11 protein-coding genes are annotated in these 13,628 nt (G+C 66.6%); 6 read left to right on the top strand and 5 right to left on the bottom strand.

The annotated features are described in order from the left end of the window. Positions 1-66 precede the first annotated feature (66 nt). The gene (locus tag P2869_RS07930; protein WP_277597954.1) at positions 67-2,574 is read right to left on the bottom strand and encodes a penicillin-binding protein 1A; all 2,508 of its coding nucleotides are present in this window, start codon (positions 2,572-2,574) and stop codon (positions 67-69) included. Positions 2,575-3,225: 651 nt separating this feature from the next. Between P2869_RS07930 and P2869_RS07925 the strand changes: the two genes are divergently transcribed. From P2869_RS07925 to P2869_RS07915, 3 genes are all read left to right on the top strand, one after another. Continuing rightward, positions 3,226-3,954 (top strand): hypothetical protein, encoded by a 729-nt coding sequence (locus tag P2869_RS07925; protein ID WP_277597953.1) that lies wholly within the window; start codon positions 3,226-3,228, stop codon positions 3,952-3,954. 382 nt (positions 3,955-4,336) lie between these two features. Further along, positions 4,337-5,017, top strand: a complete 681-nt coding sequence (locus P2869_RS07920) for a PspA/IM30 family protein (protein ID WP_277597952.1) — start codon at positions 4,337-4,339, stop codon at positions 5,015-5,017. Positions 5,018-5,153: 136 nt separating this feature from the next. Then, positions 5,154-6,368 carry a tetratricopeptide repeat protein gene (locus P2869_RS07915; RefSeq protein ID WP_277597951.1) on the top strand — a complete coding sequence of 405 codons (1,215 nt, stop codon included), beginning with the start codon at positions 5,154-5,156 and terminating at the stop codon, positions 6,366-6,368. A gap of 105 nt (positions 6,369-6,473) precedes the next feature. Here the strand turns inward: P2869_RS07915 and P2869_RS07910 are convergent, their stop codons facing one another. Continuing rightward, positions 6,474-7,103, bottom strand: a complete 630-nt coding sequence (locus P2869_RS07910) for a TetR family transcriptional regulator (RefSeq protein ID WP_277597950.1) — start codon at positions 7,101-7,103, stop codon at positions 6,474-6,476. 290 nt (positions 7,104-7,393) lie between these two features. On the opposite strand from P2869_RS07910, the gene P2869_RS07905 reads away from it, so the two are divergent. Together P2869_RS07905 and P2869_RS07900 are read left to right on the top strand one after the other, a co-directional pair. After that, the gene (locus P2869_RS07905; RefSeq protein WP_277597949.1) at positions 7,394-8,938 is read left to right on the top strand and encodes an NAD(P)/FAD-dependent oxidoreductase; all 1,545 of its coding nucleotides are present in this window, start codon (positions 7,394-7,396) and stop codon (positions 8,936-8,938) included. Positions 8,939-9,072: 134 nt separating this feature from the next. Further along, positions 9,073-10,056 carry an alpha/beta hydrolase gene (locus tag P2869_RS07900; RefSeq protein WP_277597948.1) on the top strand — a complete coding sequence of 328 codons (984 nt, stop codon included), beginning with the start codon at positions 9,073-9,075 and terminating at the stop codon, positions 10,054-10,056. A 39-nt stretch (positions 10,057-10,095) separates the two neighbouring features. On the opposite strand, the gene P2869_RS07895 is transcribed toward P2869_RS07900, so the two are convergent. From P2869_RS07895 to P2869_RS07885, 3 genes are all read right to left on the bottom strand, one after another. After that, positions 10,096-10,875 (bottom strand): class I SAM-dependent methyltransferase, encoded by a 780-nt coding sequence (locus P2869_RS07895; RefSeq protein WP_126879368.1) that lies wholly within the window; start codon positions 10,873-10,875, stop codon positions 10,096-10,098. 72 nt (positions 10,876-10,947) lie between these two features. After that, entirely contained in the window at positions 10,948-11,103 is a 156-nt protein-coding gene (locus P2869_RS07890; RefSeq protein WP_017775951.1) for a hypothetical protein, read from the bottom strand. A 415-nt stretch (positions 11,104-11,518) separates the two neighbouring features. Then, entirely contained in the window at positions 11,519-11,887 is a 369-nt protein-coding gene (locus P2869_RS07885; RefSeq protein ID WP_277597947.1) for an RcnB family protein, read from the bottom strand. A 283-nt stretch (positions 11,888-12,170) separates the two neighbouring features. Between P2869_RS07885 and P2869_RS07880 the strand changes: the two genes are divergently transcribed. After that, a complete protein-coding gene (locus P2869_RS07880; protein WP_017775953.1) occupies positions 12,171-13,574 on the top strand; it encodes a methyl-accepting chemotaxis protein in 1,404 nt (467 codons plus the stop codon). Positions 13,575-13,628: the final 54 nt, after the last annotated feature.

The raw sequence follows: 13,628 nt of genomic DNA, 5'->3' as shown, positions 1-13,628 counted from the left end.
CGCCGACGCTTTCGGCATGCGATGCGAAATGCGCCGGGGCAGGTTCAACGAGTGTTGCTACAGCGTTTAAGGCTTGTTGGATTCGAACAGATCGATGATCTGCTTCTTCTCGGTGGAGCTGACGGCGGGCGGCGACATTCCGGCCGGCCCCACGTTGCCTGTCGCGTCGCTCGCGCCGGCCAATGCCGCGCCCGAGTCCATGCCGATGCTCGCAACGAAACCGTTGCCGGGCGTCATGTCGGCGAAATACAGCTCGCCGTTCACCACCGTCACGCCATCGGGTTGCGGCGGCTCTTCCTGCGGCACGCCGCGCAACGCGCGCTGCATGTACTCCACCCAGATCGGCAACGCGAGCTGTGCGCCGAACTCTCGGCTGCCAAGGCTCTTCGGCTGGTCGTAGCCCATCCAGGCCACCGCGACGAGCGTCTTCTGGTAGCCCGCGAACCAGCCGTCCTTGGCGTCGTTGGTGGTACCCGTCTTGCCCTGCAGATCGGAACGATGCAGCACGTTGGTGCCCGCGCCCGTGCCCGAGGTCGCTACCGTGTGCAGCAGGCTGTTCATGACGAACGCGTTGCGCGGCGAGAGCGTCTGCGGCGCGTTCTGTCCGGCCACGAGCGGCTGCGCCTTCGAAAGCGGCTGGCCGTGCGCGTCGTCCACCTCGCTGATCAGATACGGGTTGATCCGGTAGCCGCCGTTCGCAAAGACCGAATACGCGCCCGCCGACTGCAACGGCGTGACGAGCCCCGCGCCGAGCGCCATCGGCAGATACGGCGGCGTCTTGTCCGCGTCGAAACCGAAGCGCTGCGTCACGTAGTCCTGCGCGTACTTCGTGCCGATGTACGAGAGGATGCGGATCGAGACGAGGTTCTTCGACTTCGCGAGCGCAAGACGCATCGGCATCGGACCGTCGGGCTGGTCGTCGTCCTTCGGCTCCCAGGCATCGCCGCCCGGTGTGGTGGGCGGGAAGTACAGCGGCGCGTCGTTGATGATGGTGGCTGGCCCCAGGCCCTTTTCGAGCGAGGCCGAATAGATGAACGGCTTGAAGCTGGAACCCGGCTGACGCCACGCCTGGGTCACGTGGTTGAACTTGTTCTTGTTGAAGTCGAAGCCGCCCACGAGCGCGCGGATCGCACCGTCCTGCGGTGTGAGCGAGACGAGCGCGCCCTCCACCTGCGGCAGCTGCGTGATCTGCCAGTTGCCGTTCGCGTCGGCCACGAGCCGGATGATGGAGCCGGGCCGAATGCGCAGTGCCTGGCCCGCGCGCGGCGACAGCGCCGCGCCGACGAATCGCAGCCCCTCGCCCGTCACCGTGACGCCCGTGCCGTCGAGCATCTGCGCCTTCACGGTCTTCGGGTTCGCTTCGGTCACCACAGCGGCGACGATCTCGCCGTTATCGGGGTGATCCGTGAGCGCATCTTCGATCGCCTGCTCGCGATCGTCGCCCGCCGCCGGCAATTCGACGAAGCCCTCCGGTCCGCGATAGCCGTGGCGTCGCTCGTAGTCCATTACGCCCTTGCGCACGGCGCGATAGGCGGCTTCCTGGTCCGCGGAGTCGATGGTCGTGGTCACCGTGAGCCCACGCGTGTAGGTTTCGTCCCGGTATTGCGAGTACATCATCTGCCGGACCATTTCGGCGACGTACTCGGCATGCACGCTGTACTCGTTGCCCGCGGCCTTCGTGTGGATCTCTTCCTTCACCGCGGCTTCGTATTGCGGCTGCGTGATGTAGCCGAGGTCGAGCATGCGCTTGAGGATGTATTCCTGACGCACCTTCGCGCGGTGCGGGTTCACCACCGGGTTGTAGGCCGAAGGCGCCTTCGGCAGGCCCGCGAGCATGGCGGCCTCGGCGAGCGTGATGTCCTTGAGATCCTTGCCGAAGTACACGCGCGCAGCGGCCGAAAAGCCGTAGGCGCGCTGGCCCAGATAGATCTGGTTCATGTACAGCTCGAGAATCTGGTCCTTCGTGAGTGCGCGCTCGATCTTGTAGGCGAGCAGCATTTCGTAGATCTTGCGCGTGTAGGTCTTCTCGCTCGACAGGAAGAAGTTGCGCGCCACCTGCATCGTGATCGTGCTCGCGCCCTGCGAGGCGCCGCCGTGCAGCAGGTCCGTGAAACCCGCGCGCAGAATGCCCACGAAGTCGACGCCGCCGTGCTCGTAGAAGCGATAGTCCTCGATGGCGAGCACCGCCTTCTTCATGACGTCCGGAATGTCCTGGAAGCGCACGAGTTGCCGGCGCTCTTCGCCGAACTCGCCGATCAGCACGTGGTCCGCGGTGTAGACGCGCAGCGGCACCTTCGGCCGGTAGTCGGTGAGCGCATCGAGCGAGGGCAATTGCGGGGCCATCACCACGAGCCCGTAGCCCACGATCAACGCGCCGACGACGGCGAGCGTGGCGATCAACCCGACGAACCACAACGCGATTGAGCGGCCGATGGAGCGCCCACGGTCGACACCATCGCGCGACGTGGTGTGTCGCTGCGGTTCGCGGCCCTGCGGCTGGCGGCTGGAGTGGAAGGAAGGTTCCCGATCGTCGGACGGGTAGCGCGGGGAAGACGGTCGTTTGATGATAGGCATGACTGGAATGGTTCGGAGGTGTCTCTTGCACCCCTGCTGCGTGCGGCCGCACGCGTGTGGATCGTGGTCATGGCGTGTGACGCGGACTGCGCCTCACCTTGCCTGGCGCGTCTCGTACGCGGTACGGCGCGCGAAGAGGCGAAAGCGCAACGAACACGAAACTAAGGCGCATGGCCGGCTACGCCCCCGTCCGGCCACGCCGCGCTGGAATGCGGTATCCCGGCGCAGTGCAACAGCGCATTTTAAAGAATTCGCGCGGGCTGCTACGCGCTTTTTTTGTAAGAATTTCCTTGCGAAAGTTCCCGGGCTTACCTTCGCGCTGTCGTAGCCCGCCGCCGCTTTGCCACTTCGCCTCGGCACAAGCCCGGCCGACACGGCTTTGCCAAAGTGTCGGGTTATCAACAGAAATTGTTGAAAAGCCTGGGGACAATGCCTCTGCAAACCTGGCAAGCCTTTGATGGCACGATATTTTCTTGGCATGCCCGTTTCGGGTCGTCTTCAAGGGGCCTTCGAGCCCTATGCCAGTCGGGCCCCATCTGCGACAGCGCACGAGAGCCCGCGTCGCCGTATGATGGACGCGCAATGTCTAGCGCGTCCGCCGTTTTTCCATCGAGGCCTTATTCCCGCGAGCCGATCGCAAACGAGCCGACCATGAACAAGCCCAGCGAACGTATCGTCGTCTTCGTCACGCCTGCGCAGAAGCGCGCCATAGCCGCAAGCGCAGAACAGCTCGGCATCAGCGTGAGCGAGCTGATGCGGCGGGCGGTGCTCGCCTATGGCGGCACGGCCGACCAGGTGAAGGCGGCAAGCATCGTGGATCGACTCCATGCGCCGCGTGAGCCGGATGCGCTTGCCGAAGCGCTGCGCAAGGTCACGGCACACACGCGGACTGCGCAAGGCGGCGCTGGCGCACTCAACGGGGCACTTAACGGCTCACTCAACGGGGAACGAGGTGCTGCCAAAGATCCGGCAAGAGCCGGGGCGCGCGCAACAACGCACTCAGCGGAAAGAAGTCCGGGCGACGCTGCGGCGAGTTCCTTGCCGCCCCCTGCTTCACCCGTCGCTGCCGTCTTGCCGCCCTTGCCCGAACCGCCTGCGCTTCCGCCGCTGCCGGACCTGTCGGTTCCGCCCGATCCGGACGAAGCATTGCTGCGTGACGTCGAAAACGCGGTGGCGCGCGTGGCCGCGGCAGAAGCCGCATCGAGCGGGTCGCATGCTGTTGCTCCGCAGGTGGCGGATGCGCTCGCGGGCGAAGCGCCCGGGCGCGGGGCGCCAGCGGCAGCCGCGGCAAAGCGGGCCGCAACGGCCACGCGCAGGGAAGCCGACAGCGACGATCTACCCTTCTCCGGCACAGCGCCCGAAGGCGGACATTTCGCGTGAGACGCCTGCGCGGCCTCGTGCAATTGGGCTTGCCGCGCGCTTGCGCGCCGCTGCCCGTGTGGCACGCCAGACCGCTTCCCGATTTCCCCCTTTAAGGCCGGTTTATCGTTCCCCTTTAAGACCTGTTTAAGCGACCCGGTGGTGTAATATCCGCGAGCAGTTCGGGCCTTGCCGACAGCGCAACTCCCCACGCGTTTCGTGTCCGCGCGTCGCGCTGTACCGCAAGCTGCGATGGCACTCATCGCTATTGCAATCTCGCAAGGCGCCCCGATCTGCGCGCTGCATGCGCGGTCCGTTCCAGACAGCGTAAGCTGAAGGGCCCCGCATGCACGGCGCGCCGCCTCACCGCGATGCGCGCCGCTTTCAATCCACGGAGGAATTCATGTCGCTTTTTGATTCTGTCTCGCGCACGCTGAAGGGTCTGCTCAACGATGCTGCCGAATCGGTCCAGGATCCGTCGCGCGACGCGCGCCAGATCGTGCGCGAGCTCGACGACAGCATTGGGAAAGCGGAAAACTCGCTGATCGAGATCCAGGCCCAGGTCGCCACGCAACAAAGCAAGCGCGACGTGGCCGCCGACAAGGCGAAGAAGTACGAAGACGGCGCCAAGCGCGCGCTGCAATCCGGCGACGAAGCGCTCGCGCGCGAGGCGCTTGCCGCGCAGTCCAATGCCGAGGCAGAGCGCGACGCGCTCACGGCCGAACTCGCGAAGCTCGAACCCTCGGTCGATCATCTGAAGCAGCAGATCGACGAGATGCGTCAGCGCCGCAACGACCTCAACGCGCGCTCCAACATCCTGCAGGCGAAGCAGCAGATCGCCGAAGCGAAAGACGTGGCAGCCACGGCGCTCGGCGGCATCGGCGGCAAGAACCTCTCGCAGGACTTCCAGAAGCTCGAAGACAAGGTCGCGCTCTCGAACGCACGCTCGGACGCGCGTCTGAACTCCGCCGACGAGACAAGCGGCAAGGCGCTCGACGACAAGCTCGCGGCGCTTACCAAGGGGCCGTCCGTCGACGATCGGCTCGAGGCGCTGAAGAAGCAGTTGAATACGCCGGCGCAATAAGCCCCAGTAAGCGGCCGTGCGAGTGGAAGGCGCCGCGCTCATGCATCACACGGCGCGCTTGCGGGTCCGCACCTTGCGCGCCGCCTTCCTGTCCCGACTGTCATGGAGACGGGCGTCAAACCGCCCGGCCCACATCATGAAAAAGTTTCTAGTCGCTGCATTTGCATCGCTCGCGATGATCTGCGGCGGCGCGTTCGCGGTGCCGAGCGTCCAGCAGATCGAATCGACCATGTCGCAAGGCAACTGGCAGCAAGCCGACGCGGGCCTCACGCAAGTGCTCGAAGCGCATCCGAACAACGCCCACGCGCACTACCTCTATGGCCAGGTGCTCGAACGCGAAGGCCGCTACGGCGACGCGCTCGCGCAGGTCGAACAGGCGAAGTCGCTCGATCCGCAAATCCGCTTTACGACGCCATCGCGCTTCGCGCAGGTCGAAGCGCGCATTCGCGCAAGCGCGCAGCGGGCCGGCAGCGTGACCACGCGCCGCGCCGACAACCCGTTCGTCCAGCAGGCCGCGCCCGCGCAGACGCCGCCGCCCGGCACGTTCTCCGCAGTGCCGGTGAAGCACGGTCCTTCGATGGGCATGTGGATCGGCATTGCCGTGCTGCTGGTCGCCATTGCGCTCGTGCTGCGCTGGACCGTGCGCCGCGCGAAGTCGAGCGAAGACACGCGCGCCAACGACGATCGCCGCGTGCAGCTCAAGCGCGCCACCGACCTGCTCAACGAAGTGCGTTCGCTGAAGCTCGACGTGCGCCTTTCCACGGCGCCGGGTCACGAGGCGCTCGAAAAGGACGTTGAAGCCACCGAAGCTCAGTTGCGCGAGCGGGTGGAGGCGCTCTCGAATGCGAGCAACCCCGTGCCGCCCTACGAGATCGAAGCGCTCGAGCGCCAGGTGGCAAGCCTCAAGGCACGCGCCGAGGGCCGGCCCGATCCGAACGCGCAGACCGCGCAGACCGCAGCGTCCGGTGACCGCACAGGCGAATCCGTGTTCGCGCGCGAAGCGGACGAACGCTTCGGCCGCGGCCAACAGCCCGGCTATGGTCAGCAAGGCCCCTGGCCCGCGCCCCCACCCCAACAACAGCCGCCTGTGATCATCCAGCAAGGCGGTGGCGGTTTCGGCGGCGGCATGGGCGGGCTGCTCACCGGCGTGCTGCTCGGCGAGGCGCTCAACAGCGGGCGCGACCGCGTGGTGGAACGCGACGTGATCGTCGACGACGAACGGCGCCGCCGCGAAGCCGACAACGGCGGAGGCGTCGATTTCGGTCAGGGCTCGAACGACTGGAACGACGACAGCTCGGGCGGCAACGTCGATCTCGGCAACGACGACTCGGGCGGTTGGAACGATACCTGAGCAGCCCGTCCGCCACCGACAGCGCCACTCAGACACAGGCTCCGCGGCCCACGCCACGGAGCCTGTTTCTTTTTGCACGCCGGACGCGACTCGATGCGGCAGCGCTCAGCTCATATCGTGCTGCGCGAGCATCGCCGCCCCCGCAAAGAGCCGCATGATGAAGCGCTCGGCGTACCCCACGAGCGCTTCACGCTGCGTCGCGTGATGGATGTATTCGTGCGAGAGATGGAAGAGTTGGAGCACGATCTGCGCGCAGATTTCATCGACGGCCGTGCGTGGCAGACCGGGCACGAGGTTCAGTTGCACGACGTCGTCGGCCATTTCCTGCGAGACCTCGTTGAGATTGCTGCGCACCGCGTCGCGCAACGCGGCCGACGTACCGTGGTACTCGGCGAGCGCGCAGAGAAACGCGTCGCGATGGTCGAGCACGAAACCGAAGAATGCTGCACACGCGCGACGCGGCACGCTGAACGGTTCGTCGTGCGCGGCGAGCCAGCGCTCGCGGCGCAGCATCGGACGCAGCCGCGCGCTGATCCACTCGAGCGCCTCGCGCGCGAGATCGTCGAGCGTATCGAAGTGGCGGTAGAACGTGTTGGGGTTGAGACCCGCCTCGCGCGCGAGTTCGCGGATACCGAGCGTCGCGAGACTGCGCCCGCCCGCGGCCAGACGCAGCGCGGCTTCGATGAGGCGCCGCTTGCCGGGCGCGAGTTCGGGTTCCTCTGGAGCAGTTTGCATGCGGTTTGAAGGACAGGCTCGGAAACGCGGCGCGGGACCGGTATGCCACGCGCGCGTGCCGTCTCGTCAGTTGAACGCTGTTTGAATGCAGCCGTTATGTCGTTCCGGCGCGCCGCCTGAACCACGGGCCGCCTTGACGCGAAGTGTACACTTGTCTACCCTGCGCCGTGAACGCCGGCCTTCGTGCAATTGCATGTGATGGCACCTGAAATCAAGCCTCGCATTGCGCCTGAAACCTGAAGCTTGAAGACACCGGCGCATCCGTCCCTTCGTCCGCTGGAGCCCATCGCATGCCGCTCACCTCGCCTGGCTCGCCAGGTTCGTCCGCCATGCCGCGCATCGCCATCGTGGGCAGCGGCTTTGCCGGCATCGGCATGGCGATCCGTCTGCTGCGCATGGGCATTACGCCGCTCGCGCTCTACGAAGCCGCGGACGACATCGGCGGCACCTGGCGCGACAACACTTACCCCGGCGCGGCGTGCGACGTCCCCTCGCATCTGTATTCGTTTTCTTTCGAGCCGAATCCCGCGTGGACGCGCGCCTATGGACAGCAGGCCGAGATTCTCGAGTATCTGCGGCATTGCGCGCGCAAGTACGGCGTCGAACCGCTTGTCCGGCTGCGCACGCGCGTCGCCGCGGCGCGCTATGACGAAACGCGCAGCGTCTGGAATCTGCAGCTTCAGACGCATGACCCACAGCACGGTACGCATTCGCAGGAGACAACGGAAACAACAGAAACAACGGAAACAGTCGAGGCCGACGTCGTGATCTGCGCCGCCGGGCCGCTCTCGCGCCCGGCGCTTCCCCAGATAGCAGGACTGGAGCGCTTCGAGGGCAAACTCTTTCACTCCGCGCGCTGGGACCACGCGTGGCCGCTCGAGGGCAAACGCGTGGCCGTGATCGGCACCGGTGCGAGCGCCATCCAGTTCGTCCCGCAGATCCAGCCGCGCGTGAGTCATCTCGCCCTCTTCCAGCGCACGCCGCCCTGGATCCTGCCAAAGCCCGACCATCCCGTGAGCCGCCGCGCGCAATGGCTGTTCCGGCATCTGCCGTTCACGCAGCGCCTCGTGCGCAGCACGATCTACTGGCGGCTCGAATCGCGGGCGATCGCCTTCGTCGTGAGCCCCGGGCTCATGAAGTATCCGCGCCAGTTCGGGCTCAGCTACCTCGCGCGCAAGGTGAAAGACCCGCAGTTGCGCGCGAAGCTCACGCCCGACTATCTGCCCGGCTGCAAGCGGATTCTGCTGTCGAGCGACTTCTACCCTGCCGTCACGCAACCGAACGTCGACGTGATCACCACCGGCATTCGCGAGGTGGTGGCCGACGGCGTGGTGACCTTGGACGGCACGCATCATCGCGCGGACGCGATCATCTGCGGCACCGGCTTTCACGTCAACGACGTGGGCGCCCCGTTCGAGGTAACCGGTGTGGGCGGTGCCGATCTCAGCGGCGCGTGGCTGCGCGATGGCCCGCAGGCGTATCTGGGCACGAGCATCGCGGGGTTCCCGAATTTCTTCATGATGGTGGGTCCGAACACGGGGCTCGGCCATAACTCGATGATCTATATGATCGAGTCGCAGGTCCGCTATATCGCAGACTGCATTCGCGCGCTCGAACGCCGCGGTGCCCGCACGATGGACGTGCTCCCCGACGTGCAGCACGACTTCAACGCGCGGCTCCAGGCAACGCTCGCGCGCACCGTCTGGCAGACCGGCTGTCACAGCTGGTATCAGACGCGCAGCGGCAAGAACACGTCGATCTGGCCGGGCTTCACGTTCAGCTTCCGGCGCCGCACGCGGCGCGTGCGCGAAAGCGAATACCGCTTTACGGCGTAGCGTTCGCGTAGGACGGGCTGCTGCTCGCTGCGCGTGCATGTCGTTATGCACGTGCTGAAGCTGTACTGAGCTTGTGCCTGTCCAGCCGCATCAGAAACACCGCAGCCTCCACCAACAAGAACAGGGAGACATGAATGGCAAGCCTCGATTCCACGCATCCCGATGCATCGGCCGGCGCACGCGCGCTGCCGCCCCGCTCGTTCGCGCAGCGCCTTGGCCTTGTGAGCGTGCCCCGCGACGTGGTCGCGCAGCGCTACACGCAAACCGGCTCGAAATTTATCGACGTCATGGGCGCGAAAGTGCATTACGTTGATGAAGGAAGCAGTGAAGGCAGCGCAGGCGACGGTGAGCCTATCGTGATGATTCACGGCTTCGCGTCGTCGCTGCATACCTGGGACGTCGTGGCGGCGGGGCTCGCGCGCGAGCATCGCGTGATCCGGCTCGACCTGCCGCCGTTCGGCGTGACGGGGCCGCTGCGCTCGGCGCGCGGCGCGATCGAAACGATGAACCTGCCGATGTACCGGCGCTTCATCGATACCTTCATGAGCGCACTCGGCATCGGGCAAGCCACACTCGTGGGCAACTCGTTAGGTGGACTGATCTCGTGGGATTACGCCGTGCGGCATCGCGGCGCCGTGAAGCGGCTCGTGCTCGTGGACGCCGCCGGTTTTCCGATGAAGCTGCCCGTCTACATTGCGCTCTTCAACCATGCGCTCGTGCGTCTCAGCGCGCCATGGATGCTGCCCGAAGCCATCGTGAAAAGCGCCGTGCGCAACGTCTACGGCGACCCGCGCAAGATTGATGCCGTCACGCTGCGCCGCTACGTCGACTTCTTTCACGGCGAAGGCACGCGCGAGGCCATCGGCAAGATGGTGCCCACGCTCGACTTCGCGGACCTCGACACGGACGTGTTGAAGACACTCGACGTGCCCACGCTCGTGCTGTGGGGCGAAAAGGACCGCTGGATTCCGCCCGCGCACGCAGCCGACTTCGCGGCACGCATTCCGGGCGCAAAACGCGTGATGTACCCCGGGCTCGGCCACATTCCGATGGAAGAAGCGCCGCTCCAGGTGCTGGCCGATCTGCGGGCATTTTTCGCCGTGAGCATGAAGGCATAGGGCCGGCCAGCAGGGCGACAGACCGGCCGCCCTCGTCCCTCAGCGCGCCGGGGTGGCCGCCACGCGGCCCGCGTACACGCGCGTGTCGTAGGCGAATTCCACGGTGCCGTCCTGCGCGGTCGCGTCGAACAGTTCGCGCAGGGCCGCGAGCATCGGCTCATGGTTCGGATGCCCGGGTTTGGGCGCGTACGACGACGACATCAGCCGGCCCTTCAGTGCGTCGAAATCGAGTCGCTGCGCGTTGGGGAACACCGCCTTGTGCTCGAAGCCGTCGCCGAACCAGCGCGCCATCGCAGCGTCGTCTCCGTAGCGCTCGGCCACCTCCTGGTAGTCGACGCCATAACGCTGCAGCAGCGCCTCGTAGCCTTCGAGGAACGGCGTGCCTGCAACGAGCCGGCTGTTCCAGAACAGCATGACGACGCCGCGCGGCTTGAGAATGCGCGCGAACTCGCGTTTCGCGCCTTCTTCGTCGAACCAGTGAAACGCCTGGGCCGCGATGACGAGATCCACGCTGGCGTCGCCGAGCGTGGTGGCCTCCGCGGTGCCAGCGGCGCTGCGATAACCCGGATAACCGCCGAGCCACTGGTCCGCCGCGTGGCGCATGGCCGTGTTCGGCTCCACCGCCACCACGGGGTGTCCCGCCTCGAGAAAGAGCCGCGCCGAAATGCCCGTCCCCGCGCCGATGTCCGCCACGCGCGCATGAGGCGCCACACCACAGTCGATATGCGCGAACGCGACGACCTCGCGCGGGTACGACGGCCGGTATTTCACGTAGTCGGCCACGCGGTCGGTGAAACGCTGGGTGGAATCGTGCAGCATCGGGCATCCTCGGTCGCGTCAAAGACGCACCACGTTACCCGAGATCGGTACGCCTCGCATGACGCCCGGCTTTCAGCCGCCGCCCAGAAACCGCAGCAGGCCCCACAGGAAGCGCACGACGAGCACGATGAGTTCCCAGAGCCGCACGAGCTGGTCCCAGCCGGCGGCAAAGCCGGGCGCCGTCTGGCCGGCAAACCGGTCCGCCAGCGCGGCTACTGTGTCGATCATCGCGATTGTCCTTATGCGCATCGGAGCGCGGGCGCTGCGCGCCCGCTCGCCCTCATTTTCGCCCGTGTGCGGCAAGCCGAGGGCGGTTACGCGAGCCATGGCGCACGTGCTGGAGGGCGCTGCCCAGATGCCCCGGGCAACGCTCGCATGGCGGACAACAAGCGCAGAAGGTTGGCCTCAAGCGACGCGGGTCGCATGCGGCACCGTGACGTCGCCCCTCGGACCGCCACCCGATCCCGGACCGCCCTGGCCTCCCGGGCCACCGCCGGGCCCACCGCCCGGGCCGCCACCGGGGCCGCCGGGTCCGCCACAGAATGGCCAACCCCAGCAGCAGCCGTTGAGCGTCGACGTCAACGCGACCAGCACAGCGACGGCAAAGACCCTTTTCAGTTTCGTCATGACGTACTCCCCGGTTTCAACGGTGCGGGGCCAGCAGGATCGTCGCGATCACACCGGTCGTGATTGCGACCAGCACGAACTCGCCATTGACCTGCAGCCATTGATAGCCGGCGGGCGGCGGCGCCAGATCGCGCGCGCGCCAGTCGTTCACGACATAGCGCGGATCGCGATAGTCGGGCGGCACAGGGTCGCCGCGGTGCCAGTCGCTGTGGGGCACGGGACGCCGCGCATCATGCCCCATCGGGCCGTCGCCGTGCGGGCCGGGCCGCTCCTGTGGCGCAGGGCCCCCGGGAGGCGGGTCGCCGGGGACCGGTTGCGCAAAGACCGACAGCGTCGTGCCGAGCATGCAGGCCGCCACGGCAAGCGAAAGGGGGCGTTTTTTCATGTGTGGGTTCTCCCTGGGTAAAACCTCGAAAACGGGACCTCGAAAACGGGACCTGGAAAATGAAGCGTCGAAAGCGGTGACGATGCTCCCAAAAGTCCTGCCCGCGAGGGTTACGCCCCCTTACCGAACCTCACCCGCTGCGACAGACTGCCCCAGTCCGCGCCAACTCAAGTCACCCGCCAGCCCGCCGTAAACACGTGAAGAAGACGCGGCCTGCGCACGCTGACGACCGCGCCGTTTCGCGCTGTTTCGCACCATTGCGCACCATGAAGGAGACTCCCCGATGACGCGTTTTCGCTTTCGTCGCACCACGCGCGCGCGGTCGATCGTCGACGATATTGCGGCCCAGGCGGGCAGGCTCGGCATCGAGATCTGCGACGTCTCTGGCCACGTCGACGAGGTCGCGGCACGCGTGGAGCGGCAGGCCGAAGTCTGTCACGCGCTGCGCGAGTCGGCGGCGCAGACCCTGAGCGGCAACCATCGCATTGCCGAAGCGGCGCGCGCCATGCGCACCGTCACGGCCGGCACCGCGGAGAACGTGCAGCAGTCGCAGCAAACCATCGAATCGTCGCTCGCCGACATCCACGGCCTCGTGGAAGGCGTCACCGTGATCGAGACCCAGATCGCGGCACTGCGCACGGCGCTGGAACACGTGAGCCGCGTGTCCGAGGAAATCTCGCTGATCGCCCGCCAGACCAATCTGCTCGCGCTCAACGCGGCGATCGAAGCGGCGCGCGCCGGCGAGTCCGGCAAGAGCTTCGCCGTGGTGGCCGCCGAAGTGAAGAATCTCGCGGCGAAAACGGCGCAGGCCACGAGCCAGATCGAAACCACCCTCACCCAGCTCACACGCCAGACCGACGAACTGATGACCGAAGGCGCCGCGAACACCGCGCGCGCCCACCGCGTGCGCACCGGCACGGCCATGATCGGCGAGGTCGTGCATTCGACGGGCCACGCCATCGCCCAACTCAACGACGAGGCCGCGCAGATCGCCGAACTCACGGGCCAGATCGAGGTGCAATGCGACGGCCTCGAGGCGCAGGTGCTGGAGATGGCGAGCGACGTGGAGGATTCGGGCCGCAACTTCGTCCACGCGAAGGATCAGTTGGGCAAGCTGCTGGGCGTGTCGGAGTCGCTAATCGAGCTGACTGCGGCGACCGGCGTGGAAACGGCCGACACGCCGTTCATCGAGGCGGTGCAGCAAGCCGCGGCGAAGATCGGCAAGCTGTTCGAGGCGGCAGTGGCGCGCGGCGATATCACGACGGACGATCTCTTCGACGGCCATTACGTGCCCATCGCCGGCACGGACCCGCAGCAGTTCATGACGCGCTTCACCACGTTCACGGACCGCGTGCTGCCCGCTGTCCAGGAGCCGCTTCTCAAGCTCGACGAGCGCGTGGCGTTCTGCGCCGCCGTGGACACGCGCGGCTACCTGCCCACGCACAACCTCAAGTTCTCGCAGCCGCAACGCGAAGACCCTGTCTGGAACTCGGCCAATTGCCGCAACCGGCGCCTCTTCAACGACCGCACAGGTCTCGCGGCGGGCTCGCACACCAAGCCTTTCCTGCTGCAGACGTATCGCCGCGACATGGGCGGCGGCGCGTTCGTGCTGATGAAAGATGCGTCGGCGCCCATCTTCGTCAATGGGCGCCACTGGGGCGGGTTCCGGATGGGCTATCGGGTTTAAGCGGCGGCTCGGGGCAGCGCGGAGCGGCTCGCTTGCCAAGCGGGCCGCCTGCCA

This window comes from Paraburkholderia sp. SUR17 (genome assembly GCF_029536165.1).
Lineage (GTDB): Bacteria > Pseudomonadota > Gammaproteobacteria > Burkholderiales > Burkholderiaceae > Paraburkholderia > Paraburkholderia kururiensis.
Note: the sequence above shows the minus strand (reverse complement) of the source record. Positions and strands in the feature narration are given on the sequence as shown.

What these genes read in the sequence shown, in the direction of transcription:
- P2869_RS07905 (WP_277597949.1), top strand. Translation starts at nt 7,394, where the DNA reads ATGCCGCTCACCTCGCCTGGCTCGCCAGGTTCGTCCGCCATGCCGCGC.
- P2869_RS07920 (WP_277597952.1), top strand. Translation starts at nt 4,337, where the DNA reads ATGTCGCTTTTTGATTCTGTCTCGCGCACGCTGAAGGGTCTGCTCAAC.
- P2869_RS07890 (WP_017775951.1), bottom strand. Translation starts at nt 11,103, where the DNA reads ATGATCGACACAGTAGCCGCGCTGGCGGACCGGTTTGCCGGCCAGACG.
- P2869_RS07885 (WP_277597947.1), bottom strand. Translation starts at nt 11,887, where the DNA reads ATGAAAAAACGCCCCCTTTCGCTTGCCGTGGCGGCCTGCATGCTCGGC.
- P2869_RS07895 (WP_126879368.1), bottom strand. Translation starts at nt 10,875, where the DNA reads ATGCTGCACGATTCCACCCAGCGTTTCACCGACCGCGTGGCCGACTAC.
- P2869_RS07930 (WP_277597954.1), bottom strand. Translation starts at nt 2,574, where the DNA reads ATGCCTATCATCAAACGACCGTCTTCCCCGCGCTACCCGTCCGACGAT.
- P2869_RS07925 (WP_277597953.1), top strand. Translation starts at nt 3,226, where the DNA reads ATGAACAAGCCCAGCGAACGTATCGTCGTCTTCGTCACGCCTGCGCAG.
- P2869_RS07900 (WP_277597948.1), top strand. Translation starts at nt 9,073, where the DNA reads ATGGCAAGCCTCGATTCCACGCATCCCGATGCATCGGCCGGCGCACGC.
- P2869_RS07910 (WP_277597950.1), bottom strand. Translation starts at nt 7,103, where the DNA reads ATGCAAACTGCTCCAGAGGAACCCGAACTCGCGCCCGGCAAGCGGCGC.
- P2869_RS07915 (WP_277597951.1), top strand. Translation starts at nt 5,154, where the DNA reads ATGAAAAAGTTTCTAGTCGCTGCATTTGCATCGCTCGCGATGATCTGC.
- P2869_RS07880 (WP_017775953.1), top strand. Translation starts at nt 12,171, where the DNA reads ATGACGCGTTTTCGCTTTCGTCGCACCACGCGCGCGCGGTCGATCGTC.